General features: G+C 62.8%; 19 protein-coding genes. 15 read left to right on the top strand and 4 right to left on the bottom strand.

Annotation, left to right across the window (positions count from 1 at the left end; all coding sequences use genetic code 11):
- Nucleotides 1–174: 174 nt before the first annotated feature.
- Nucleotides 175–1,278, bottom strand: coding sequence for a citrate/2-methylcitrate synthase (locus tag ABDK11_RS07725; protein WP_346839714.1), 1,104 nt, complete (start codon nt 1,276–1,278; stop codon nt 175–177).
- Nucleotides 1,279–1,378: 100 nt separating this feature from the next.
- Between ABDK11_RS07725 and ABDK11_RS07720 the strand changes: the two genes are divergently transcribed.
- From ABDK11_RS07720 to ABDK11_RS07675, 10 genes are all read left to right on the top strand, one after another.
- Nucleotides 1,379–2,305 (top strand): LysR family transcriptional regulator, encoded by a 927-nt coding sequence (locus ABDK11_RS07720; RefSeq protein ID WP_346839713.1) that lies wholly within the window; start codon nt 1,379–1,381, stop codon nt 2,303–2,305.
- 309 nt (nt 2,306–2,614) lie between these two features.
- Nucleotides 2,615–3,049, top strand: a complete 435-nt coding sequence (locus ABDK11_RS07715) for a GFA family protein (protein WP_346839712.1) — start codon at nt 2,615–2,617, stop codon at nt 3,047–3,049.
- A gap of 282 nt (nt 3,050–3,331) precedes the next feature.
- Entirely contained in the window at nt 3,332–3,832 is a 501-nt protein-coding gene (locus tag ABDK11_RS07710; protein ID WP_346839711.1) for an arsinothricin resistance N-acetyltransferase ArsN1 family B, read from the top strand.
- Nucleotides 3,833–3,913: 81 nt separating this feature from the next.
- The gene (locus tag ABDK11_RS07705; protein WP_346839710.1) at nt 3,914–4,573 is read left to right on the top strand and encodes a glutathione S-transferase family protein; all 660 of its coding nucleotides are present in this window, start codon (nt 3,914–3,916) and stop codon (nt 4,571–4,573) included.
- Between the two features lie 302 nt (nt 4,574–4,875).
- Nucleotides 4,876–5,085: a cold-shock protein gene (locus tag ABDK11_RS07700; RefSeq protein ID WP_346839709.1), complete on the top strand. Its 210-nt coding sequence runs from the start codon at nt 4,876–4,878 to the stop codon at nt 5,083–5,085.
- Nucleotides 5,086–5,258: 173 nt separating this feature from the next.
- Nucleotides 5,259–6,098 carry an alpha/beta fold hydrolase gene (locus ABDK11_RS07695; protein WP_346839708.1) on the top strand — a complete coding sequence of 280 codons (840 nt, stop codon included), beginning with the start codon at nt 5,259–5,261 and terminating at the stop codon, nt 6,096–6,098.
- A gap of 491 nt (nt 6,099–6,589) precedes the next feature.
- Nucleotides 6,590–9,049, top strand: a complete 2,460-nt coding sequence (locus ABDK11_RS07690) for a family 16 glycosylhydrolase (protein WP_346839707.1) — start codon at nt 6,590–6,592, stop codon at nt 9,047–9,049.
- Between the two features lie 113 nt (nt 9,050–9,162).
- Entirely contained in the window at nt 9,163–10,668 is a 1,506-nt protein-coding gene (locus tag ABDK11_RS07685) for a family 16 glycosylhydrolase (protein WP_346839706.1), read from the top strand.
- Nucleotides 10,669–10,945: 277 nt separating this feature from the next.
- Complete coding sequence (locus ABDK11_RS07680; protein WP_346839705.1) at nt 10,946–11,428, top strand: WbuC family cupin fold metalloprotein; 483 nt, start codon at nt 10,946–10,948, stop codon at nt 11,426–11,428.
- Nucleotides 11,429–11,795: 367 nt separating this feature from the next.
- Nucleotides 11,796–12,374, top strand: a complete 579-nt coding sequence (locus ABDK11_RS07675; protein ID WP_346839704.1) for a YceI family protein — start codon at nt 11,796–11,798, stop codon at nt 12,372–12,374.
- Here ABDK11_RS07675 and sulP (ABDK11_RS07670) read toward each other — a convergent pair.
- From sulP (ABDK11_RS07670) to ABDK11_RS07660, 3 genes are read right to left on the bottom strand one after another with little or no spacing between them, the layout of a single operon-like run.
- Complete coding sequence (gene sulP / locus ABDK11_RS07670) at nt 12,349–14,112, bottom strand: sulfate permease (protein ID WP_346839703.1); 1,764 nt, start codon at nt 14,110–14,112, stop codon at nt 12,349–12,351. The two genes, ABDK11_RS07675 and sulP (ABDK11_RS07670), sit on opposite strands and share 26 nt — an antisense overlap.
- A 54-nt stretch (nt 14,113–14,166) precedes the next feature.
- On the bottom strand, nt 14,167–14,583 hold the full coding sequence (locus ABDK11_RS07665; RefSeq protein WP_346839702.1) for a TIGR01244 family sulfur transferase: 417 nt from the start codon (nt 14,581–14,583) through the stop codon (nt 14,167–14,169).
- Nucleotides 14,584–14,620: 37 nt separating this feature from the next.
- On the bottom strand, nt 14,621–15,499 hold the full coding sequence (locus tag ABDK11_RS07660; protein ID WP_346840185.1) for an MBL fold metallo-hydrolase: 879 nt from the start codon (nt 15,497–15,499) through the stop codon (nt 14,621–14,623).
- 103 nt (nt 15,500–15,602) lie between these two features.
- Between ABDK11_RS07660 and ABDK11_RS07655 the strand changes: the two genes are divergently transcribed.
- From ABDK11_RS07655 to ABDK11_RS07635, 5 genes are all read left to right on the top strand, one after another.
- On the top strand, nt 15,603–15,917 hold the full coding sequence (locus tag ABDK11_RS07655; protein ID WP_346839701.1) for a metalloregulator ArsR/SmtB family transcription factor: 315 nt from the start codon (nt 15,603–15,605) through the stop codon (nt 15,915–15,917).
- A 9-nt stretch (nt 15,918–15,926) separates the two neighbouring features.
- Nucleotides 15,927–16,361, top strand: coding sequence for a YeeE/YedE family protein (locus ABDK11_RS07650; RefSeq protein WP_346839700.1), 435 nt, complete (start codon nt 15,927–15,929; stop codon nt 16,359–16,361).
- A 4-nt stretch (nt 16,362–16,365) separates the two neighbouring features.
- A complete protein-coding gene (locus ABDK11_RS07645; RefSeq protein ID WP_346839699.1) occupies nt 16,366–16,791 on the top strand; it encodes a YeeE/YedE family protein in 426 nt (141 codons plus the stop codon).
- A gap of 274 nt (nt 16,792–17,065) precedes the next feature.
- Complete coding sequence (gene sulP, locus ABDK11_RS07640; RefSeq protein ID WP_346839698.1) at nt 17,066–18,820, top strand: sulfate permease; 1,755 nt, start codon at nt 17,066–17,068, stop codon at nt 18,818–18,820.
- Between the two features lie 109 nt (nt 18,821–18,929).
- Complete coding sequence (locus tag ABDK11_RS07635) at nt 18,930–21,161, top strand: ATP-dependent helicase (RefSeq protein WP_346839697.1); 2,232 nt, start codon at nt 18,930–18,932, stop codon at nt 21,159–21,161.
- The last annotated feature ends 553 nt before the right edge of the window (nt 21,162–21,714 follow it).

The following is a 21,714-nucleotide window of genomic DNA, read 5'->3' as shown; positions in this document are numbered from 1 at the left end:
GGGCCTGATAAACGGTGTCAGCAGAAGATGCTCTGCGCCGTGAACTGCAGCGCTCACTTCCCACCCACCCGCTCTGCCAACGCAGCGGTTTATGACGCAGACGGACAGCCCTTCCAGCCGAAAACTCGATTCGAGGTGCCGGCAGGAGTTCCCTACCCCACCGGCACAACCGCCTCAACGCCCTACGTACAGCGCCCGCGGCCGAATCAACCGCGGGTCCCGGTTGAACTCGTGGAAATGTGAAATCCAGCCAAACACCCGGCTGCACGCAAACAGCGAAGTGAAGTAGCGCTCGGGAATGCCCAGCGCCAGGTAGACGGCGCCCTTGTAGAATTCCAGGTTCGCGTGGATCTCTTTGCCTTTCGCACTGAAGACGTCCTGGCAGGTGTCTTCCACTGCCACCAGGGTTTCCATCAGCGTCTGCCATTCGGTGCCTTCGCAGAAGTGGCGGGCCATGGGTTTGAGGATGGCGGCGCGGGGGTCCAGGCGTTTGTACTCGCGGTGGCCCATGCCCATGATCTTGACCTTGTTGGCCAGCGCCTCGCGCACCCAGGCATCAGCCTTATCGGGGCTGCCGATCTCGCGCGCCATCATCACCGCCGCCTCATCGGCGCCGCCGTGCAGCGGGCCGGACAGGGCGCCGAGGCTGCCGGCGACACTGGCGGACAGGCTCGCGCCGGTGCTGGCGATGACCCGCCCGGCGAAGGTGCCGGCATTGAAGCTGTGGTCCAGCTGCAGTATCTGCGTGGTGTTGATCGCCTGCAGCGCCGCCGCGTCGGGCGCGCTGCCGTTGAGGCCGTAGAGCAGCTTTTCGAGGAAGCCGAGGCCGGCGGGTACGGCGAAGAGTTCGCCGCGCTGGCTCAGGTTGTGCCAGATCCTGACGGCGGCGTTGATGCGCGCTGCCAGTACCATGCCCGGTACCCACTCTTCACCCAGCCAGGCCGGCGGTTGCTGCGCCGGGGTCAGGTCGGCGATGGGGGCCAACGCCTGCAGCACCGCCATCGGATGGGTGTCGCGGGGCAGCTGTTCCAGCACCCGCGTCTCTATCGCGGTCAGTTCGGATTCGTCAGCCAGCCAGCGGTCCAGTGCCTGGCTCTGCGCCTCATCCAGCCAGTCGCCGGTCATCAGCCAGTTGAGTACGGCGGCAAAGTCCCGTTTCACCAGCGCTTCGATCGGCTCGCCGCGATAGGTCAGCCGGCCGAGTTCGCCCTCGACGTTGGACAGTTCCGTTTTCCCCACGACAACGCCTTCCAGACCGGCGTTGATTTCCTCTGTCATGACAATCTCCTCACACTGTGTTTGTGATGAATGTATTAAAGTGGCTGGAGCACTGTTAATCTAATTAAACTTTATAAACAAATGATTAGTAGGACTTATCATGCGCCTGGAAAGCGGCGAGATACGTATCTTTCATTCAGTAGCCCGCTCGGGCGGCTTTCGCGCCGCGGCCCAGGAGCTGCACCTGACCCAGTCGGCGGTAAGCCAGGCGATCAAGCAGCTGGAAACCAAGCTGAACCAGCCGCTGCTGATCCGCGACCGCCCGGTGCGCCTGACCCGCGCCGGCCGCCGCCTGTATCGCTACGTCGACGACCAGCTGCAGCAGGAGCAGGCAGCGCTGGCGGACCTGTCGCGGCTGGCGCGCGGCCTCGACCAGCAGCTGAGCGTGGCCATCGACAGCACCAACAACCGCTTCGCCGGGGCAGACCTGATTAACACCTTTATCCACCGCTGGCCGGAGGCGCGCCTGCGGCTGGTGGAACAGCCCTCCCGCGCCATCGTGCAGGCGGTCATGAGCGGCGAGGTCGAGCTGGGGCTGGGGCCCTTCCAGACCCATATGAACCGCTTCGCGACCGCGCCGCTGTACAACGAACACCGCCTGCTGATGATCAGCCCGGCGCATCCGCTGCACCGCGCCGAGATGACCACCGACGATCTGCAGCGCATCCCGCTGGTGGTGTCGTCGCTGGACGAGCCGGACCAGCGTCCGTACCAGGAGAAGCTGCGCGATCGCTTCCGCATGATCTGGCAGATCAGCAGCCTGAACGTGCGTCTCAATCTGATCGACCGCGGGCTGGCGGTGGGCTACGTCAGCACCGAGGTGAGGCGGCAGCTGCCGCAGGTGCAGCACTTCCGCGCGCTGCATGAATTCGATTTTGCGCGTATCGAGCGCCAGGTGGGCCTGTTCTATCGCAGGGATCGGGATCTGAGCCCGGTGGCGCAGGACTTTATCGAAGTGTGTCGCCGTTACTGGATCGACGGGCAGGACGAAGCCGGCGCGCGCGGTTCCAGTGGGTCATACGGTTGATTCGGCCACTAAAGCGCACAGCTACAGGTCCCAGGGCAAGACGGGAAAGCGCCGGAGAAAAAGCGCCGGAATAGCCGCGTTATTTCACGCTTTCTCAACACCGCCATGGTGGCTGTGGCGCGGCGATCGGTTACAGGGTTAACCGCATGGCCCACTAAATAGCGCCACCCGGCGGCCAACCGTTCCCAAAGCGCTGTTGTGGCATCGCGAGTCTCGCCCTGTGCCGCCGCATTCCCGACGCAAAGATTGGTCTACCCTTTACATCGGCCGCGGCGAGGACGCTGCGGCAACCGATTAAGGGAGAGACTCATGAGCGATGAAAACTCCTACGACGGCAGCTGCTTCTGCGGCGCTGTCCGGATCAGGGTAACCGGCGCACCCGCCGCGATGGGATACTGCCATTGCGAGTCCTGCCGGAGCTGGTCGGCGGGGCCGGTAAATGCCTTTACGTTGTGGAAACCGGAAGCCGTTGAGGTTACCCAGGGGCAGGACAAGATCGGCACCTACCACAAGACGCCGAATACCTACCGCAAATGGTGCCAGGTCTGTGGCGGGCACATATTTTCCGAGCATCCCGGTATGGGGCTCACCGATGTGTATGCGGCAGTCATTCCCGACCTGCCCTACGAACCCACTGTGCATGTCAATTACCAGGAGACGAAGCTGCGCATCAGGGATGGGTTACCGAAATTGAAGGACTTCCCCAAGGAAATGGGCGGTTCCGGCATTCTCCTGGACGAATAACATCAGCCCCGGATCTCTACGATCGATGGACGGCCTATAAAATTGAAATCCGCCGCCGCGCAATGCCGGCGGCCACAGCCCCTCAGGGCGGTTATCTACGCCCTGTTCTTTTCCGCCCACCAATAAGATAGCCTTAAAACGTTTTCCGCTTCCGGCATCCGTAAAATAATCAGGTCGCAAAGTGCATGCCACGCGCTGTGGGCACAGCCCGGCGCTGTCATCCAGGCAGGCGATGCTCAGCGCGCTGTGCAATCTGTCCACCGATAACACGGCCCCCGCAACATGATCAGACCCGCACAAGCTGACGACGCCGCGCAAATTGCGGCGATCTATAACCACTATGTGCTCAATACGACCATTACATTCGAGACGCAAGCGGTCTCGGCCATTGAGATTGCCGGGCGTATCGACGGTGTGGCCGCGGCAGAGCTGCCGTGGCTGGTTGCGGAAGAGGACGGTCGCCTGCTCGGTTACGCCTACGCCACCCCCTGGCGCAGCCGCGCCGCCTATCGGCGCTCGGTGGAGGTCACCGTCTATCTCGATCAGCAGGCCCGCGGCCGCGGGCTGGGCACAGCGCTCTACGGCGCGCTGTTTGCAGTGCTGCAGCAGGGCGGTATTCACGCCGCCATCGGCGGCATCGCCCTGCCCAACGACGCCAGTGTGCGCCTGCACGAAAAGCTCGGAATGAAGCAGGTGGCCCACTTCAAGGAGGTCGGGCGCAAGTTTGGACGCTGGATCGATGTGGGCTACTGGCAGCGCCTGCTAACCGCACCCACTGAATAGCAGAATTTTTCCGGCGCACTGTCGATTGCCGGCCACAGCAAACGACAACAGGGGTATCGACATCCAAGAGAGGAGACCGCTATGCCCCTGAAACTCTACGCCCACCCCTTTTCGTCTTACTGCCAGAAGGTGCTGATCGCGCTGTACGAGAACGACATACCGTTCGAATACCGCCAGCTGACGCCGGAGGAGCCGCAGAATATGGAGACGCTGGCCCGCCTGTGGCCGTTCAAGCGCTTCCCGGTGCTGGAGGATGGCGACAGGGCCATCGCCGAGTCGAGCGTGATCATTGAGTATCTGCACCTCTCTCACCGCGGCCCGGTGGCACTGTTGCCGGAGGATGATCACGCGGCTGTGGAGGTGCGCTTTATGGATCGCTTCTTTGACCTGGACATCATGACCCCCCAGGCAAAGGTGGTGATCGACTGCCTGCGCCCGGAGGACAGCCGCGACCCCTTCGGTGTGAGCGACGCACAGCAGCGGCTGGAGACGGCCTACCGCTGGCTCGACACCAGGCTGAAGGGCCGCACCTGGGCGGCCGGCGATGCGTTCAGCCTGGCGGATTGCGCCGCGGCACCGGCGCTGTTCTACGCCGACTGGACCCACCCGATCGACCCGGGCTTTGCCAATGTTCACGCCTACCGGCAGCGGCTGCTGCGGCGCCCGTCGTTCGCGCGGGCGGTGGAAGAGGCCCGCCCCTACCGCCCCCTGTTCCCACTGGGTGCGCCAGATCGCGACTGATCCGCCACTAACCCCGGAACTGGCCGACGCCCGCGGGCATCCGGCCAGTTCCGGGTGGGCGATATCCGCAACAATTGATTGACTTCTGATCAGCCGTGGATACACTGTCGAGGCGTCAGAAATTAAGCACCTCGAATATTCTTTCCTGCTACGAAGTTATACCCATAATCCTCGTCCGTTGGTTTAGGGATCGCGGTAAAAATTCTGCTTAATTCCCGTCACACTGGCCATCGCGTATGGCTGAAAATCGATGACCCGTGAATTGGGTTATCCTTTAACTTGAGTACCAACAGGACAAGATTATGTCTGATACCGTTACCGGAACCGTAAAGTGGTTCGACGAATCCAAAGGCTTCGGCTTTATTGAACAGCAGTCCGGCCCGGATGTGTTTGCCCACTACAGCGCCATCAGCGACAGCGGCTTCCGCACCCTGGTCGAAGGCCAGCAGGTGTCCTTTTCCGTGACCAAAGGCCAGAAGGGCCTGCAGGCGGAAAATATCGTCGTTCTGTAACGGCGCGCGGTCTGTAAAGACCGCGACAGGCTGAACAGCCAGAAAAGGCGGAACCGCGAGGTTCCGCCTTTTTTATTGCCCGCAACAGGCACCTGTTGCGCCGCGCCGCCGTTATTGGTTCAAATAGCAACCCCGAACGCCGGTTTCAACAAGAAAAGTAAAAAGGAATTAGCATGGCCAGCGCCCAACACGACAGCTACCAGATTCACTACACCTCGAGCGGCAATGGCCCGGCGCTGGTGCTGCTGCACAGTTTCCTCTGCGATGGCGATATGTGGTCGGAACAGCTGGCGCCGCTGGCACAGCACTACCGGGTGATCAATATCGATATCCGCGGCCACGGCCAGTCGAGTGTCGCCGACCGGCCGCTGGATATTTACGACCTGGTAAAAGACGTGTTGGCGGTACTGGATCAGGAAGGCATCGACAAGGCCACCTGGGCCGGGCTGTCGATCGGCGGCATGATCGCGCTGCGCGCGGCCCTCATTGCCCCCGAACGGGTGGAGCGCCTGCTGTTGCTCGACACCCATGCCGGTACCGAGACCCGCGTCAAGATCTTCAAATACCGCTTGCTGGTGACGCTGGCCAGGCTGTTCGGCATCCGGCCGCTGTTGCCGCTGGTGTCCAAGCTGATGTTCGGCCGGCACACGCTGCAGGAACAGCCGGCGCTGGTGGAAACCTGGCAGCAGAAGTTCGCGGCCATGCCGCTCGTTTCCATCGACCAGGTCTGCACCGCCCTGTGCCGGCGGGATTCGCTCAAGGCGCGCCTCGGCAGTATCTCGCAACCGGCGCTGGTACTGGTGGGGGAAGAGGATGTGTCCCTGCCGCCGCCCTGTTCCGAGGCGCTGGCGCAGCGACTGCCCAATGCAACGCTCGCCATCATTCCGCGCGCCGGGCACCTGTCCACACTGGAGCAGCCAGAGGCGGTCACCGCGGCGATGCTGGACTTTCTGCGCGGCCAGCCCGATGCCAATCAGCCCAACGGCAATCAGGGCCGCGCCCACGCCAGCTGAGCGCGACCATTCAGGCCAGCAGCCGGCGGTGAGCCGGCGCTGCGCTGCACCGACCGCCCCTTTGACCGAGTCCGTTCGAGCGGACACATCCGATCGATCCCCCACCCGACGCCAGCGCCGGCTAGCACCGCGCCCGGTATTGGCGCCAGGGCCACCGCAGCCCCCACATAACCCTCCATCGCACTTCGCGCGGCCCTGCCCGGCGCCCCCGATGGCCATTACCAAAGAATTGCCCGCCATCTGCGACGCGCCGGCATCGTAGTCACAAACACCAGTGCAACCGCCGTTTCAGTGGCGCCCCGTGGCGCCGGCGCGCCAAACCTCTTTGGGGCGCCGGTCTCCACCACGTCTGCGTTCCACTTTCCATTCCAGCGCATTCTGGGTCGATACGTCCGCGGTCCGGCTCTGACAATCGTTGTCGCAGCCCCTGCGCAATGACTGCAATCTTTTACAAATAAATTCGAATAATAATTGCAACAAGGTCAGAGAAAATGAAACGATGGATCGCCCTCGCTGCCTTTGCAGCGCTCTGCGGTATGTCCAGCAGCGGCCATGCCGTCGACTGCAGCGGCATGCCCACCTACTCTGCCGGCACCAGCTACGTCCAGGATCAAGACGTGCAGAACAACGGCAGCGCCTATAACTGCGATATCCCCGGCTGGTGCTCCTCGACCGCCGCCTGGGCCTACGAACCCGGCGCCGGCAGCGCCTGGACCCAGGCCTGGTCTTTGTTGGGCAGCTGTGACAGCGCTGCCAATGGCAGTTCGTCGAGCTCTTCCGGCGGCGCCAGCAGCAGCGGCGACTACGGCATAGAGGCGCTCGGCAGCAGCTCTGTGCTGTTCTACGTCAACACCGGCAGCTGGGCCGACGTGCACTACATCCTGAACAGCGATGGCCAGCAGAACTACCGCATGACCAGCGCCAGTGGCCGCCAGGAGTGGCAGCTCGACAACCTCGCCACCGGCGACACCATCCAGTATTCATATACCTACGACAGCGGCAGCGGCGCGGTGGATACGCCGTGGGCGACTTACATCGTTGGCAGCGGCAGCAGCTCTTCGAGCAGCTCCTCCAGCAGTTCGTCGAGCAGCTCTAGTTCGTCCAGCAGTTCCTCCGGCGGCAGCGGCGGCTGGAGCCTGGTGTGGTCCGACGAATTCAATGGCTCCGGCCAGCCGGACCCGGCCAACTGGAACTACCACGTAGGCAACGGCTGGAACCCGGGCACTGGCGCCTTCGACGGCTGGGGCAACCAGGAACTGGAGTGGTACCGCCCCGAGAACTGCTACCAGCAGGGCGGCAACCTGGTGATCCACGGTGAGAACAACCCGACCAGCGTCAACGGCCAGACCTTCGACTGGCGCTCGTGCCGCATCACTACCCAGGGCAAGCACTCCTGGACCTACGGCCGCATCGAAGCGCGCATCTCGTCACCGAGCCTGCAGGGCAAGTGGAACGCCTTCTGGATGCTGGGGGATTCCCAGAGCGGCAGCTATACCAGCAATTACTCACCTGCGGCCGGTTACTACGACAGCATGCCGGACAACTGGGCCAGCTGTGGCGAGACGGATATCTTCGAAAACGTCAACCAGGACAGCTTCACCTTTCACCATAACTTCTGGGATACCCGCACCGGCGATTTCCCCTACGATGCCGGCAGTAACGCGGACTACGGTAGCACCGGCGCCATTGGCGATACCGAAGCCTTCCATGTCTATGCCCTGGAGTGGGACCAGAACGAACAGCGCTACTACATCGACGGCGTGCTGACCCACACCATCGATATCACCCCGTCGAACATGGAAGAGTTCCACGAGCCGATGCATATCATCCTGAATATGGCGCTGGGCGGGCGGCTGACCTACGGCTACAACCCGATTGCCGCGGAGTGGCCACGGGATACGCTGGTGGACTATGTGCGCGTCTATCAGGGTGGCGGCAGCAGCTCGTCGAGCAGCAGTTCCGGCGGTGGTTCCAGTTCTTCCAGCAGCTCCGGTGGCAGCTTTGATCCGGGCTCGCCCGCCGCCGGCACCACCCACCCGCGCCTGACCATTCACAACGCCTGCCCCACCAAGACCATGTGGGTGCACTGGCTGAGTGTGCCGGACGGCTCCGGTGGCGTATTGAATGCGCCCAACCACAGCGCGATGCCGGCCAGTGGCTCGATCAGCTACAACATTCCCGACAAGGGCCTGGCGGCGATGCGCTTCTGGCCGGCGTTCGACTGCGATGGCACCGGCATGGACTGCCGCATCGGCGCCAGCGGCGGCCCGCAGGAATTCGGCTTCACCTGCCCGCCGGAGGGCTGCGCGCCGCCGATCGATTCCAAGTTCGAGGCCACTTTCGGCTGTATCACCGGTATCGACGAGAGCCAGTGCCAGACGAACCCATCCGCCCCAAGTTCGGCACTGGGCCGCTCCGACTGGTGGAACTCCAGCGCGGTGGATGGCTTTACCGTGCCAATGAAAGTATCGATCAACGGCTACTGCCCGGAAGGGCCTGTCACTTCCGGCCCGTTCGCCGGCCCCGGCGGCCCCACCAACGGCCAGATCGACTGTTCGGCGCTGCGGGTGGCGGACTGCCCGCGCAACGCCGACCTGTCTACCGACGGCCTCTTCCCGCAACTCGGCAATATGGATCTGCTCGCCACCAATCCGGCCACTGGTGAGGCGGGCGGCTGCTATTCGCCGGCGGGCAAGCTGACCTACGCCAACTGGGGCAACACTCCCACCTACACCCCGGATGCACCGGAAGCGCAGATGTATACCTGCCCCACCCCGCCGATCAGCGAAGCGGAGTGCCGCGCGGGTCCGGCGGACCGCAGCGCCTACCGCAATTACATCCACTCGGTGTGCGAGACCTACTCCTATGCCTACGACGACGGCTTCGGGCTTTCGAGTTGCCCGGCGTCGACACTGACTTCCTATGACGTGACTTTTTATTGCCCCGAATAACAGATTCACGCAGTGAATGACTGGCAAAAAATTAATGGAAAAGCCCTGCCGGCCGGAATACCCGCCGGCCGGCGGGCAGGAATTTTTAAAACAGTGAAGAGAGGAAAACAATAATGGCAATCTTTCAACTACCCCGGCACCGGCTGCTTTCAGTCTGCGCCTCACTACTGCTCGGCGCCGGCGCGGCCTGCGCCGATGCCACCGTCTTCCAGGCGGAGGATTACAACGCGTTTTACGATACGACACCGGGCAATACCGGCGGTGCCTATCGCAGCGATGACGTGGATATCGAGGCGACTTCCGACACCGGTGGCGGCTACAACGTGGGCTGGGTCGAGACCGGCGAGTGGCTGGCCTTTAACGGCCTGAATATTCCCGCCTCCGGCGATTACACGGTACGTCTGCGCGTCGCCAGCCAGGGCGGCGGTACCCTGTCCAACGACCTGAACGGCGGCTCCATTGTGCTCGGCAGTGTCAACGTGCCGGACACCGGCGGCTGGCAGAATTGGCAGACGGTGTCTTACACCGTGCATATCGATGCGGGCAATTACAGTTTCGGGGTCTACGCCACCACCGGTAACTGGAACCTGAACTGGATTGAGATAACCGCCAACAGTACCGGGGGCAATATCGCCACCGTCTACAACGACTGCAATTACGGCGGCTGGTCCGCGGGACTGGGCGTGGGCTCCTACAACCTGGCGGCATTGCAGGGCCTGGGTTTTGTCAACGACCAGGCGTCCTCCATCCGAGTCTCCTCCGGTTACCAGGCCACGCTGTACGAGCACGACAATTTCGCCGGCTCCTCGGTAACCGTCAACGGTGACACCGGCTGCCTGAACAATTTCAATGACATGGCGTCATCCGTAGTGATCAGCCCGGCCCCCGCTGGCGGCCTGGTATGGAGCGACGAATTCGATTCCATCAACACCGCCAACTGGACCTTCGAGACCGGCGGCGGTGGCTGGGGCAACAACGAGCTGCAGTACTACACCAATGGCCAGAACGCATCGATTCAGTACGACGCCCAGGCGGGCAGTAATGTGCTGGTGATCGAGGCGCGCCAGGAGGGCGGCAACAGCTGCTGGTACGGCACCTGCCAGTACACTTCGACGCGCATGATCAGTTCCGGCAAGCGGGAGTTCCAGTACGGCCGCATCGAGGCGCGCATGAAACTGCCGCAAACCCAGGGTATCTGGCCGGCGTTCTGGATGCTGGGCAACAATATCGGCAGTGTCGGCTGGCCCACATCCGGCGAGGTCGACATCATGGAACACGTGGGCTACGAGCCGACGCTGACCCACGGCGCCCTGCACGGCCCCGGCTATTCCGGCAATACACCGATCACCGGCACCAACGACCTGGGGCAGAGTGTCGATGCCAACTATCACGTCTACGCGGTGGAGTGGAACAGCAACGGCATCAGCTGGTACGTGGACGGCAACAACTTCTACAACGCCTCCCGCGCCCAGGTGGAGCAGTACGGCAATTGGGTCTACGACCACCCGTTCTTTATCCTGTTTAACCTGGCCGTGGGCGGCAACTGGCCGGGCAGCCCGGACGGCTCCAGCAGTTTCCCGCAGCGGATGTATGTGGACTATGTGCGGGTCTATCAGTAACGACAGGCCAATGGCGAGCGGTTTTACACCGGCTTCACCAAGAGCACACCATTGCGGTTAGTGACTCAGTGACGACCAGCAACTATATGGGGTGCCCCAGGCGGGCACCCTTTTTTTACCGTTCCACAAGCCGGGGCCTGCTCCGGCCCCTCAATGCTCCTCATCTCTGGCGGCGAGGCGCAAGTCCATCTGCCCAAAATAGCTGTGATAACATCCCCTCAAAGTCCAGGATTCAATTCCGTAGTTAAATTTCCGACTTTGATTTGGATAAGCATCAATGACCAAGCTGATTTCTAACGAAGACCTGCGCCTGCTTTCCGCCTCGGCGCAACAGGCAGACCGGCGTCGCAACAACCTTAACGTCCACGATTCTGTGGATGCGAATGTGCAGAGGCTCTTCATCGCCACGCAGCCCGACACCTACATCAGGCCGCACAGGCACAGCGAATCGCACAAGTGGGAGTTTTTCATGGTGATTCAGGGCAGTATGTCCCTGCTGCTTTTTAGCGATGACGGAACCGTTACAGACCGGATTGAAATGTCGGCATCGGATATTCGCGCGGTTGAAATTCCCCCAAACACCTGGCACAGCTATACCTGCAATGAGGCCGACACCGTTGCCCTGGAGATCAAGGAAGGCAGCTATTCCCCAACGCCTGAGCGCGATTTGGCTGAGTGGTCCCCCATGGAAAATACTTCCGGGTCTGCCTCTTTTCTTGAATGGATGAAATTGGCCAAGCCCGGCGATCAACTCAATTGAGGACCGGGCCGCGAGCCGACTTATTGTTGAAATTAAGGGTATACGTTCGATCCCTACCCCTACCCCTACCCAAGGGAATCGACTGTAAATCTCCGGCCAACCTCGATAAACCCATCCGTTCGGGCAATACGATAGAGTCCGGGTTAGAGCGAATGAACACGTCCAACCCTGCTGGATTGGACAGTTCACGGTCCGTGTGGTGCAAATAGCCCCCTGGCGCTGAAAAAACGTACAGCGGCAAAGCACGAAAGTTGAACTTAGCGGTGCGGTAATAGTCTCGGGTTTAGAATAATCGCCTATTTACAGGCCTCCATGGCCGCCACTATTCTAACCCCCACCCAACCCGAGACGCACAAGGAGTTCGACCATGTTAAGCAGGTATATTCTTCCGTTGGCACTGGTGCTGGCTGCCCCGGCAGCGCTGGCCGACTGGCAGCTGGACAACGGCGGCTCTTCCGTCGACTTTATCTCGGTCAAGAAATCGACCGTCGGCGAAGTGCACCATTTCAAACAACTGTCCGGCACCATCACCGAGGGTGGCGATGCCAGCGTCGATATCGACCTTGCCAGCGTCGAAACCAATATCCCGATTCGCAACGAGCGCCTGCAGAAACTGCTGTTCGAAACGGCCAAGTTCCCCAAGGCGAGTATTCACACCAGTGTCGATGCCAAGAAACTGAAAGCGATGCAAGCGGGCGAAACCTTCGTGACCGACGCAGACCTGACACTGTCACTACACAACAGTGAGAAGACACTGAAAACCCGTCTGCGGGTGGTCAAGCTGGCTGGTGACCGCCTGCAGGTGAGCACTGCGGACCCCATCATTCTGCACGCCGGCGATTACGGCCTGGCGCAGGGCGTGGAAAAACTGCGCGAGATTGCCGGCCTGCCCAGCATCAGCCCGGTGGTACCGGTGGTCGCTACGCTGGTGTTTGATCACAAGTAGCCACAGCACCGTTCGCAGGGTCCGGCAGCTCCTGCCGGACCTGCGAAAATGCCTGGTACTGGGTCAGGTAAACCCGCCCCGACAGCTGGCTCAAGAAGCCGGTACTCTGCAGCCGGTCCATCACCGGCCCCTTCACTTCCGACAGGTGTAGCTGCATACCCTGTTCCGCCAGGCGTTCGTTGATCGCCTCCAGTACTTCCAGTGCACTCCAGTCGATTTCGTTGATTGCGCTGCACATCAGAATCACATGTTTCACCTGCCGATTTGCGGCGAGATCCGCGTAAATACGGTCTTCGAGATAACCGGCATTGGAAAACATCAGGCTCTCGTCAACGCGGATGGTTAGTATCTGCGGATCGGTAATCACCTTGTGGCGCTTGATGTTGCGGAAGTGCTCGGTGCCCTCCACCAACCCCACTTCAGCGATATGCGGGCGCGAGGTGCGATACAGGAATAGCGCGATGGAGGCGCCGACGCCGCAGGTAACCCCGGCCTCCACCCCGAACAACAGTGTCACCGCGATAGTGACGGCCACGGCGACAAAGTCACTGCGGGAAAAACGCCAGGTCTTTTGCAGAATGGAAAAATCCACCAGCGTCAGCACCGCCACCACTATGGTGGCCGCCAGCGTTGCCTTGGGGAGAAAGTAGAGCAGTGGCGTCAGGTAAATTGACGCCAGCGCAATCCCGGCTGCGGTAAAGACGCCGGCCATCTGCGTCTGCGCGCCGGCATCGAAATTGACCACCGAGCGGGCGAAGCCACCGGTCACCGGGAAGGCGCCGGACAGACCCGCGCCGATATTCGCCGCGCCGAGGCCGATCAGCTCGCGGTTCACATCGATTTTCTGACGCCGCTTGGCCGCCAGCGTCTTGCTCACCGAGATGGAACTCACATAGCCGATCACCGAGATCATTACCGCCGGCACGGCCAGCGCCTGCACCAGCGCCCAGGAAAAGTGCGGCCACTGCAGGCCCGGCAGGCCGGCGGGAATCGCGCCCACCAGCGGTACCTGCCGCCCCTCGAAATCGAAATACTTCGCCGCGGCGATACTGGCAACGACCGCCACCACCGGCGCCGCCTTGGCCAGTAATCCCGCCAGCGTCGCCGGTACCGACAGTCGCCGCAGCAACACCGCGGCGTGTTTGCGCGACCAGAACAGGAAAGCGATCACCGCGGCGCCGGTGGCGAGCGCATAACCATTGACGCCGGGAATAGCCGCCGCGAGTGCGGAGAGCATCTGTGGCAGGTCGCGGCCGCCGGCATTGACGCCGAGCAGATACTTGAGCTGACTCAACGCGATCAACAGCCCGGACGCGGTAATAAAGCCGGCGATCACCGGGTGCGAGAGAAAATTGGCCAGGAAACCCAGCCGCAACACCCCCAACAGCAGCAGGAACAGGCCCGACAGCAGCGCCAGCACCATCGCCGCCGCCAGGTAGTCACCGCTGCCCTGCGCCGCTACCGCCCCCAGCGCCGACGCGGTCATCAGCGATGACACCGCCACCGGCCCCACTGCCAGCGTGCGGCTGCTACCGAAAATCGCGTAGGCGATAACCGGTACCACACTGGCATAGAGCCCCACCTGTGCCGGCAGGCCCGCCAGCAGCGCGTAGGCCAGCGCCTGGGGAATCAGCAGCACGGTGACGATGGCGGCCGCCAGCAGGTCGCGGCTCAGCGATTGGCGCCGGTAATCGCGCAAGCGTTGCATACCGGCGAGAATCCGGGGGTGTAGGTTCATGCTTGGGGTTTTCCGTTAGTGCGGAGAGCGGCCCGGCGGCGGCCGGGCACGGGCTCACTCCGGATCGAAGGCGACCAGCACACCGCTGATATCAAATCCCGCATCGCGGGCACTGGCCAGCAGGGCTTGCTTGTCCGCATCGGCCTGCACCCGGGCCGCGGCCCATACATTGCAGGCGCGATTGCCGGTGCGGCAAAACGCGTGCAGCTTCTTGCCCTGTGCCAGCAGCTCGGCGAATTCGCGGCAGTGCGCCGCGGTCATCTGTCCGGGGGGAAACGGGATGGCGACAAATTCCAATCCGTGTTCAGCGGCAGCGGCGCGCATCTCGGCATGGGAGGGCTGATCTTCGGTCTCGCCTTCCGGGCGATTGCACACCACCACTTCCACGCCGGCATCGGCGAGCAGCGCCATCTGGTCACAGCTGAACTGTTCCGACACGCTGACCTGTTCATCCAGTTGTTTGCGGTTCATGGTTACCTCGCAGGCGCCGCCGGGCGGCGCGGCATAATTACAATTTGTTGATCGGCACTTTCAGGTAAACGGTGCCGTTGTCTTCCGCCGGCGGCATCTGTCCGGCGCGGATATTGACCTGGATCGACGGAATAATCAGCCGCGGCATACCCAGGGTCGCGTCGCGCTTTTCACGCATGGCCACGAATTCCGCCTCGCTGACGCCGTCGTGCAGGTGGATATTGTTGCGCTTCTGTTCACCGACGCTGGTCTCGCAACGGTGCTCGCGCTCGCCGTTGGGCGGGTAGTCGTGACACATGAACATGCGCGTGTCTTGCGGCAGCTGCAACAGCTTTTGCGCCGAACGGTACAGGGTCGACGCATCGCCGCCGGGGAAGTCGCAGCGGGCACTGCCCACATCGGGCATAAACAGCGTATCGCCGACAAACAGCGCATCGCCGATCAGCCAGGCCATATCCGCCGGCGTGTGGCCGGGGGAATAGATCACGCGCGCTTCCAGCTCGCCAATGTTGACGGTGTCACCATCGTGAAACAGGTGATCGAACTGACTGCCGTCCACCAGGAACTCCTTCTCCAGGTTGAACACTTCGTGGAAGATGTCCTGCACCTGGCGGATATGATCACCGATGGCAATCTTGCCACCGACCTGATCGCGGATAAACGGCGCCGCCGACAGGTGGTCGGCGTGGGCGTGGGTCTCGAGAATCCACTCTACGCTCAGGTTCTCCGCGCGCAGGAAAGCGATGATGGCCTCGGCGCCCTCGGTGCTGGTGTGACCGGAGGCGGCATCGTAATTGAGTACGGCGTCGATCACTGCGGCAGTGCCGCCGCTGCGGTCGTACACCACGTAACTCCAGGTCTCGGTATCCTGGTCCAGGAACGACTGCACCTGGGCAACAGGCTTGTTGGCTGACATCACTTGCCTCTCCTAATCATTCTGTCTGACCACAATATACTTGTCGATAATATATAAATCAATATAATGTATTCAGCTAATGTATCTGAATGGTGACCCGACCATGACCGACACCACCGAAATCAGCCTTGAGCGGATGCGCGCATCCGCCGGGGAAGCGGCATTGATGCTGCGCTCCCTGGGCAATCCTGACCGGCTGATGCTGCTGTGCCAGCTGAGCCAGGAGGAGCTGTGTGTCGGCGAGATCGAGACGCGACTGGATATTCGCCAGCCGAGCCTGTCCCAGCAGCTGGGTGTGCTGCGCCGCGAGGGCCTGGTCACCACTCGCCGCGACGGCAAGAACATTTACTATCGGGTGGCCGACCAGCGCGTCCTGGCCCTGCTACAAACTCTTTATCAACTGTACTGTGCGGAGTAATCACCACAAATGACCATCGACTGGACTGCATTCACCCCCTATTCCGCCCTCGCCGGCGGGGCCCTGATCGGCCTGGCGACCGCGGTGTTGCTGTTGCTGAACGGCCGCATCGCCGGTATCTCCGGAATTCTCGGTGGCCTGCTGACCCGCACGCCGGGCGAAACCGGTTGGCGTCTCGCCTTCACGGTCGGCCTGGTGGCCGCGCCGGTGCTGTGGCTGCTGTTTCACAACCTGCCGCCGATCCATATCGAGGCCGGCTACCCCCTGCTGATTGCCGCCGGCCTGCTGGTAGGCATCGGCACCCGTTACGGCTCCGGCTGCACCAGCGGCCACGGCGTCTGCGGCCTGTCGCGTCTGTCGCCGCGCTCGCTGGTGGCCACGCTGCTGTTTATGGGCGCGGGCTTTGTCACCGTCTTTGTCGTCCGCCATCTGCTGGGAGTCTGAGCTGATGAAAAAAACCACGATTACCGCCCTGATCTCCGGCCTGCTGTTCGGTTTCGGTCTGCTGCTGTCCGGTATGGCCAACCCGGAGAAAGTGCTGGGCTTCCTCGACCTGTTCGGCAACTGGGATCCCTCCCTGGCCCTCGTAATGGCCGGCGCCATCGCCGTGGGCCTGCCGGTATTCTTTATTGCCGGTCGCCGCGGCCGCAGCCTGCTGGGCGAACAGATGCAGATTCCCACGAGCCGCGATATCGACCGCCCGCTGGTGCTCGGCGCCCTGCTGTTCGGTATCGGCTGGGGCCTGGCCGGCTTCTGCCCGGGGCCGGCCGTGGTAGCCAGCGGCGCCGGTGAACCCAAGGCGCTGGTGTTTACCGCAGCGATGCTGGTGGGCATGTTGTTGTTCTCGGTTGTCGACCGGCGTACCGACGGCTGATTTGATCCCCCCGGGCGGCCCTCGCCGCCCGGTCCTCCCCTGTGCCGGCTTTCCCCGCCATCGCCTTCCGCATTCCCGGTGCCATCACGCTCAGGGCTGATCCATTACGCTCAGGGCTGGTCCATTACGCTCAGGGCTGCTCCCTTACACTCAGGGCTGTTCCATTGTGCTCGGGGCTGTTCCACAATCCCTGCGGAAACCCGTCTATCTTTCTTTTCAAACAGCGATGAACGGACGCCGCGGCCGCGGTCAGCACCAAGGAATCCATGCGCTGATGCGATTGAGCAAATTCATTCCCGACTGGGTGACAGGCTACCGGCGCCAGTGGCTGGCGGGGGATGCGATTGCCGCGCTGGTGGCCACAATGATGCTGGTGCCGCAGGCGCTGGCCTACGCCGCCCTGGCGGGACTGCCGCCACATATCGGCCTCTACGCCAGCCTGCTACCACTGCTCGGCTACGCACTGTTCGGTTCCAGCCCGGTGCTGTCAGTAGGGCCGGTGGCGGTGCTGGCGCTGATGACCGCATCAGCCCTGGCGCCGATCGCAGCGCCCGGCAGCGCCGAATATCTCGCCGGGGCCATCCTGCTCGCTGCACTGAGTGGCATCTTTCTGCTGGTGATGGGCATGCTGCGCCTCGGCGCCCTGTCCAACCTGTTGAGCCACCCGGTGATCCACGGCTTCGTGTCCGGCGCGGCGGTGCTGATCATGGTCGGCCAGCTCAGCCCGCTGCTGGGCATCGACAGCGACGGCCACACGGCGTTACAGCTGTTTATCAGCACCGTCGAACACCTGCCCGCCACCGCAGTGCAGACCGCTGCGGTCGGTATTGGCGCGGTATTGGTTTTACTGGCGGCAAAATTTGCTCTGGCGCCAGTGTTACACAAACTCGGCGTCGGCGAACACACCGCCAATCTGCTAGCGCGGCTGGCACCAATGCTGGTGGTACTGCTGGCCATCGCACTCACGCACGTCTTTCACTGGAATAAACAACTGGCCGTGGTGGGCGCCATTCCCCCGGGGCTGCCACCACTGCAACTGCCACCATTGGACTGGCACCTGGCCTACCGGCTGCTGCTGCCGTCGCTGATCATTGCCCTGCTGGGGTTTGTCGAGAGTCTGTCGATCGCGCACGCCATCGCCCTGCGCCGCGGCCAACGCCTGAATGCCGATGCGGAACTGCGCGGCCTCGGTGCCGCCAACCTGTTGAGCGCCTTTTCCGGCGGTTTTGCCGTGACCGGCAGCTTTGCGCGCACGGCGATCAACGACGAGGGCGGTGCTATGTCGCCGTTCAGCGGCGTGATTACCGCGGGCCTGATGGCGCTGGTACTGCTGTTCGTTACCGGCCTGTTCAGCGAGCTGCCGCGAACGGTGCTGGCGGCGACGATCATCGTCGCGTCCGCCGGACTGGTGGATCTGCGCGGTTTCCTGCACAACTGGCGCTACGACCGCACCGACGGCCTGGCGATGGCCGGCACTTTTCTCGGGGTACTGCTGTTCGGGGTGGAGGCCGGTATCGGCCTGGGGGTGGGACTGTCTTTCGCCACACTGATCTGGCGCAGCAGCCGGCCGCATATCGCCGTGGTCGGACGCGTGCCCGGCACCGAACACTTCCGCAACGTGCTGCGCCACACCGTGGAGACACAGCCGAAAATCCTCTTCCTGCGCATCGACGAAAGCCTGTTCTTCAGCAATATCAGCGCGGTGGAAGAGCGCCTGCTGAGCGAGCTGAAACGCCACCCGCAGGTGCGCGACCTGGTGATGATCCTGTCTTCGGTGAGCCGCATCGATGGCACGGCGCTGGAGCGGCTGCAGCAGGTCAACCGCGACCTGCACGAGCGCAACATCCGCCTGCACCTGTCGGAGGTGAAGGGACCGGTACTGGACCGGCTGGGGCGCTCGCGGCTGCTGGAAGAACTGACCGGGCGGGTTTTCCTGTCGTCGTATATCGCCGAACTGGCACTGCGCCATGGCGATAGCGGCGACACCGCGAACACGGGGGACGAAAGCCCGGCCACCGGGAGTGCCTGAGCGTATCCCGCGCCTCACCATTTGCTCGACCCTTGTTTGCCTCCTGTTCGCCTCTTGTCCACCACTGCCGGATACTGGCAAAATATCCAGTATTTGAGCAGGCGGTTTCATGCACGCGAGCGCGCTTACGGAAGAACAGCAGGCCATTGCCGACCACCCCGGCGGCCACGCCAAGATCATCGCCGTGGCCGGCTCCGGCAAGACTACCGCGCTGCTGCATTATGTGCGCAACCGCCTCGACGCCGGCACCAGCGCCGGGCGCATGCTGGTGCTGATGTACAACCGCGGTGCCCGCGAGGATTTCGAGCAGCGCCTGCAACAGCTGCTCGACGGCCGCGCGACGCCGGCGGTGCACACTTTCCACAGCCTCGGCTACCGCCTCTACCAGCGGATGATCGCCAACCGGCATATCGCTCCGGCTGAGCTCAAACCCCTGCCACAGTCGACGATACAACTGCAGATCTGGAAATCCATCGAGGCCTGCGCGCCGCCGGCGGAGCTGGAGGATATCCGCGCGCGCAAGCAGTCGGAAATCGAGGCAGTGGAACTGTTTATCGATTACACCAAGACGATTCTCGGCGGCGACCTGAGCGCCTTCCGCGAACTCAAACTCAGCGACGAGTATTTCTATTTCCTCAAGGTGTTCCGCCACTTCGAGGACTGGCGGCGCGAGCGCCGCGCGGTCACCTACGCCGACCTGATCTACGACCCGGCCACGCTGCTGAGCATGGAGCCGGCAATGGCCGACCAGTACGGCGGCCACTACGAGGATATCCTCGTCGACGAGTACCAGGACATCAACGAGGTGCAGCACTTCCTGCTGCGGGTACTCTACGGCCGCCCGGTAAAACACAACTGCAACGTCATCGCCATCGGCGATCCGGACCAGACCATCTACGAGTGGCGCGGCTCCAAGCCGGACTTCCTGCTCAAGTTTTTCGATGGCGACTTTCCGCCGTCGAATGTCTACCAGTTGAGCCGCACCTTCCGCTACGGAAACCAGCTGTCGCTGGCCGCCAACCACTTTATCGCCCACAACCGCGAGCGCGCGGATATCTTCTGCGTGTCCGCAGACGGCGAGCGACAGACCGATATAGAGCTGGTGCACACCGCCAACGAAGCGCGCTGGCTGGTAGAGCACCTGCGTCGCGCGCAAAAGCAGGGCGAGCCGCTGGACCGCATCGCCGTACTGGTGCGCCTGTGGTCCGTATCCGCACCGCTGGAACTGGCACTACTCGCCGCCAACCTCCCCTACCGTTCCGGCAGCCGCAACACGGTGCTGTCGCGGCGGGAACTGCGGCCGCTGTTCTGGAGCCTCAACATCGCCTCCGGACGCTTCGCCGAACTGCCGCCGGCGCGGCGCCGCCAGGGCCTGTACGAATGGCTGACCGCACCGCATATCCGCATCGCGCGGCGTCAACTGGAGCCGCTGTGCGAGGCGCTGGCGCAGCGGGATAGCAACTGGGGCGCAAACCTGATGGCGCTGATTCCCGACAGCCTCAGCCAGCCGCAGATCAAGCGCCTGCGCACGCGCGCCGCACTACTGACCGAAATGGAAAACTGGCGCGGCCTCGCCGGTGAACTGCTGCGCCGCCAGCTGGGCGAGCTGGACTACCTGAGCGGCATCGCCGACGACAGTTTCACCCGCCAGCAGGGCGAGGAGCGCCAGCAGACCATTCTCGCCTTCTGCCAGTTTCTGGACCGCCTCAAGCAGCGCCCCGCCGATGCGCTGGCCCACCTGCAGGAACTGCAGCGCCAGCACCGCGAGGGCGAGCAGAGCGCCGCCGATGCGGTGCAGATCACCACCATGCACCAGGCCAAGGGGCTGGAATGGGATCGGGTGATCATCCCGTCGCTGACCCAGCACCATATGCCCTACCAGCCGCAGCGGGACTTCTCCACGCCCGCGTCCCTGGAGAGCGAACGACGCCTGCTGTACGTGGCCATGACCCGCGCGCGCTGCCAGCTCTATTTACTCGCGCCGCCGGTGTCGAACGAAGCCGGCGACGAGCAACAGCAGCCGTCGCTGTTTTTGCAGGAGATGCAGCTGCCGCTGTGCGCCGCCGTCGACGGTGCGCTGCGCGCGCGCCCGGAAACCCTGCACAGCAATGTGCCGGTATCCCGCCAGGCGGTGCTGTATATGGAGGCCTGCGACTACCGACCGGAACTCGACGCACCGCCCCCGGTTGTGCAGAAACCGGCACTCGGCGACGGCATCCGCCACCGCAAGCTGGGCCACGGACGCGTCACCAAATGGGAAGATGAGCGGGTGGAGATTCTGTTCAGCGACAAGAAAACGCGGCGCTTCGACTGGGACAAGCTGGCGCCGTTTCTGGTGTGATTACAACCGCACCACCAAAGATTCATGCACACGACGCGCAGGCGCCGCTGTCGGGAGCCGCTTGAGAAACGATTGCCGAACAGGCTGTTGAACAAGCGGCTACCGGCAGCGGCACCGCCACCACAATTGATGCGAAGTGAGCAAACCCGGACACACAACGCGCAGACGCCGCTGCCGGGAGCCGTTTGAGAAACGATTGCCGATAAGGCTGATGAACAAGCGGCTACCGGCAGCAGCGCCGCCACCGCAAGTCATACGAAGTGAGCCAACCCGAATACAAGACGCGCAGGCGCCGCTGCCGGGAGCCGTTTGAGAAACGATTGCCGATAAGGCTGTTGAACAAGCGGCTACCGGCAGCAGCGCCGCCACCACAATTCATACGAAGTGAGCCAACCCGAATACAAGACGCGCAGGCGCCGCTGCCGGGAGCCGTTTGAGAAACGATTGCCGATAAGGCTGTTGAACAAGCGGCTACCGGCAGCAGCGCCGCCACCACAATTCATACGAAGTGAGCGAACCCGGACACAAGACACGCAGGCGCCGTTGCCGGGAG

Origin of the sequence: Microbulbifer sp. SAOS-129_SWC (assembly GCF_039696035.1) — a bacterium.
In the GTDB taxonomy this organism is placed as follows: domain Bacteria; phylum Pseudomonadota; class Gammaproteobacteria; order Pseudomonadales; family Cellvibrionaceae; genus Microbulbifer.
Note: the sequence above shows the minus strand (reverse complement) of the source record. Positions and strands in the feature narration are given on the sequence as shown.

Excerpts from the sequence above, each read along its gene's own strand:
- ABDK11_RS07680 (WP_346839705.1), top strand. The coding sequence starts at position 10,946 with ATGACCAAGCTGATTTCTAACGAAGACCTGCGCCTGCTTTCCGCCTCG.
- ABDK11_RS07645 (WP_346839699.1), top strand. The coding sequence starts at position 16,366 with ATGAAAAAAACCACGATTACCGCCCTGATCTCCGGCCTGCTGTTCGGT.
- ABDK11_RS07710 (WP_346839711.1), top strand. The coding sequence starts at position 3,332 with ATGATCAGACCCGCACAAGCTGACGACGCCGCGCAAATTGCGGCGATC.
- ABDK11_RS07690 (WP_346839707.1), top strand. The coding sequence starts at position 6,590 with ATGAAACGATGGATCGCCCTCGCTGCCTTTGCAGCGCTCTGCGGTATG.
- ABDK11_RS07705 (WP_346839710.1), top strand. The coding sequence starts at position 3,914 with ATGCCCCTGAAACTCTACGCCCACCCCTTTTCGTCTTACTGCCAGAAG.
- ABDK11_RS07675 (WP_346839704.1), top strand. The coding sequence starts at position 11,796 with ATGTTAAGCAGGTATATTCTTCCGTTGGCACTGGTGCTGGCTGCCCCG.
- ABDK11_RS07655 (WP_346839701.1), top strand. The coding sequence starts at position 15,603 with ATGACCGACACCACCGAAATCAGCCTTGAGCGGATGCGCGCATCCGCC.
- ABDK11_RS07695 (WP_346839708.1), top strand. The coding sequence starts at position 5,259 with ATGGCCAGCGCCCAACACGACAGCTACCAGATTCACTACACCTCGAGC.
- ABDK11_RS07685 (WP_346839706.1), top strand. The coding sequence starts at position 9,163 with ATGGCAATCTTTCAACTACCCCGGCACCGGCTGCTTTCAGTCTGCGCC.
- ABDK11_RS07715 (WP_346839712.1), top strand. The coding sequence starts at position 2,615 with ATGAGCGATGAAAACTCCTACGACGGCAGCTGCTTCTGCGGCGCTGTC.
- ABDK11_RS07650 (WP_346839700.1), top strand. The coding sequence starts at position 15,927 with ATGACCATCGACTGGACTGCATTCACCCCCTATTCCGCCCTCGCCGGC.
- ABDK11_RS07660 (WP_346840185.1), bottom strand. The coding sequence starts at position 15,499 with ATGTCAGCCAACAAGCCTGTTGCCCAGGTGCAGTCGTTCCTGGACCAG.
- ABDK11_RS07665 (WP_346839702.1), bottom strand. The coding sequence starts at position 14,583 with ATGAACCGCAAACAACTGGATGAACAGGTCAGCGTGTCGGAACAGTTC.
- ABDK11_RS07700 (WP_346839709.1), top strand. The coding sequence starts at position 4,876 with ATGTCTGATACCGTTACCGGAACCGTAAAGTGGTTCGACGAATCCAAA.
- ABDK11_RS07725 (WP_346839714.1), bottom strand. The coding sequence starts at position 1,278 with ATGACAGAGGAAATCAACGCCGGTCTGGAAGGCGTTGTCGTGGGGAAA.
- ABDK11_RS07635 (WP_346839697.1), top strand. The coding sequence starts at position 18,930 with ATGCACGCGAGCGCGCTTACGGAAGAACAGCAGGCCATTGCCGACCAC.
- sulP (WP_346839703.1), bottom strand. The coding sequence starts at position 14,112 with ATGAACCTACACCCCCGGATTCTCGCCGGTATGCAACGCTTGCGCGAT.
- sulP (WP_346839698.1), top strand. The coding sequence starts at position 17,066 with ATGCGATTGAGCAAATTCATTCCCGACTGGGTGACAGGCTACCGGCGC.
- ABDK11_RS07720 (WP_346839713.1), top strand. The coding sequence starts at position 1,379 with ATGCGCCTGGAAAGCGGCGAGATACGTATCTTTCATTCAGTAGCCCGC.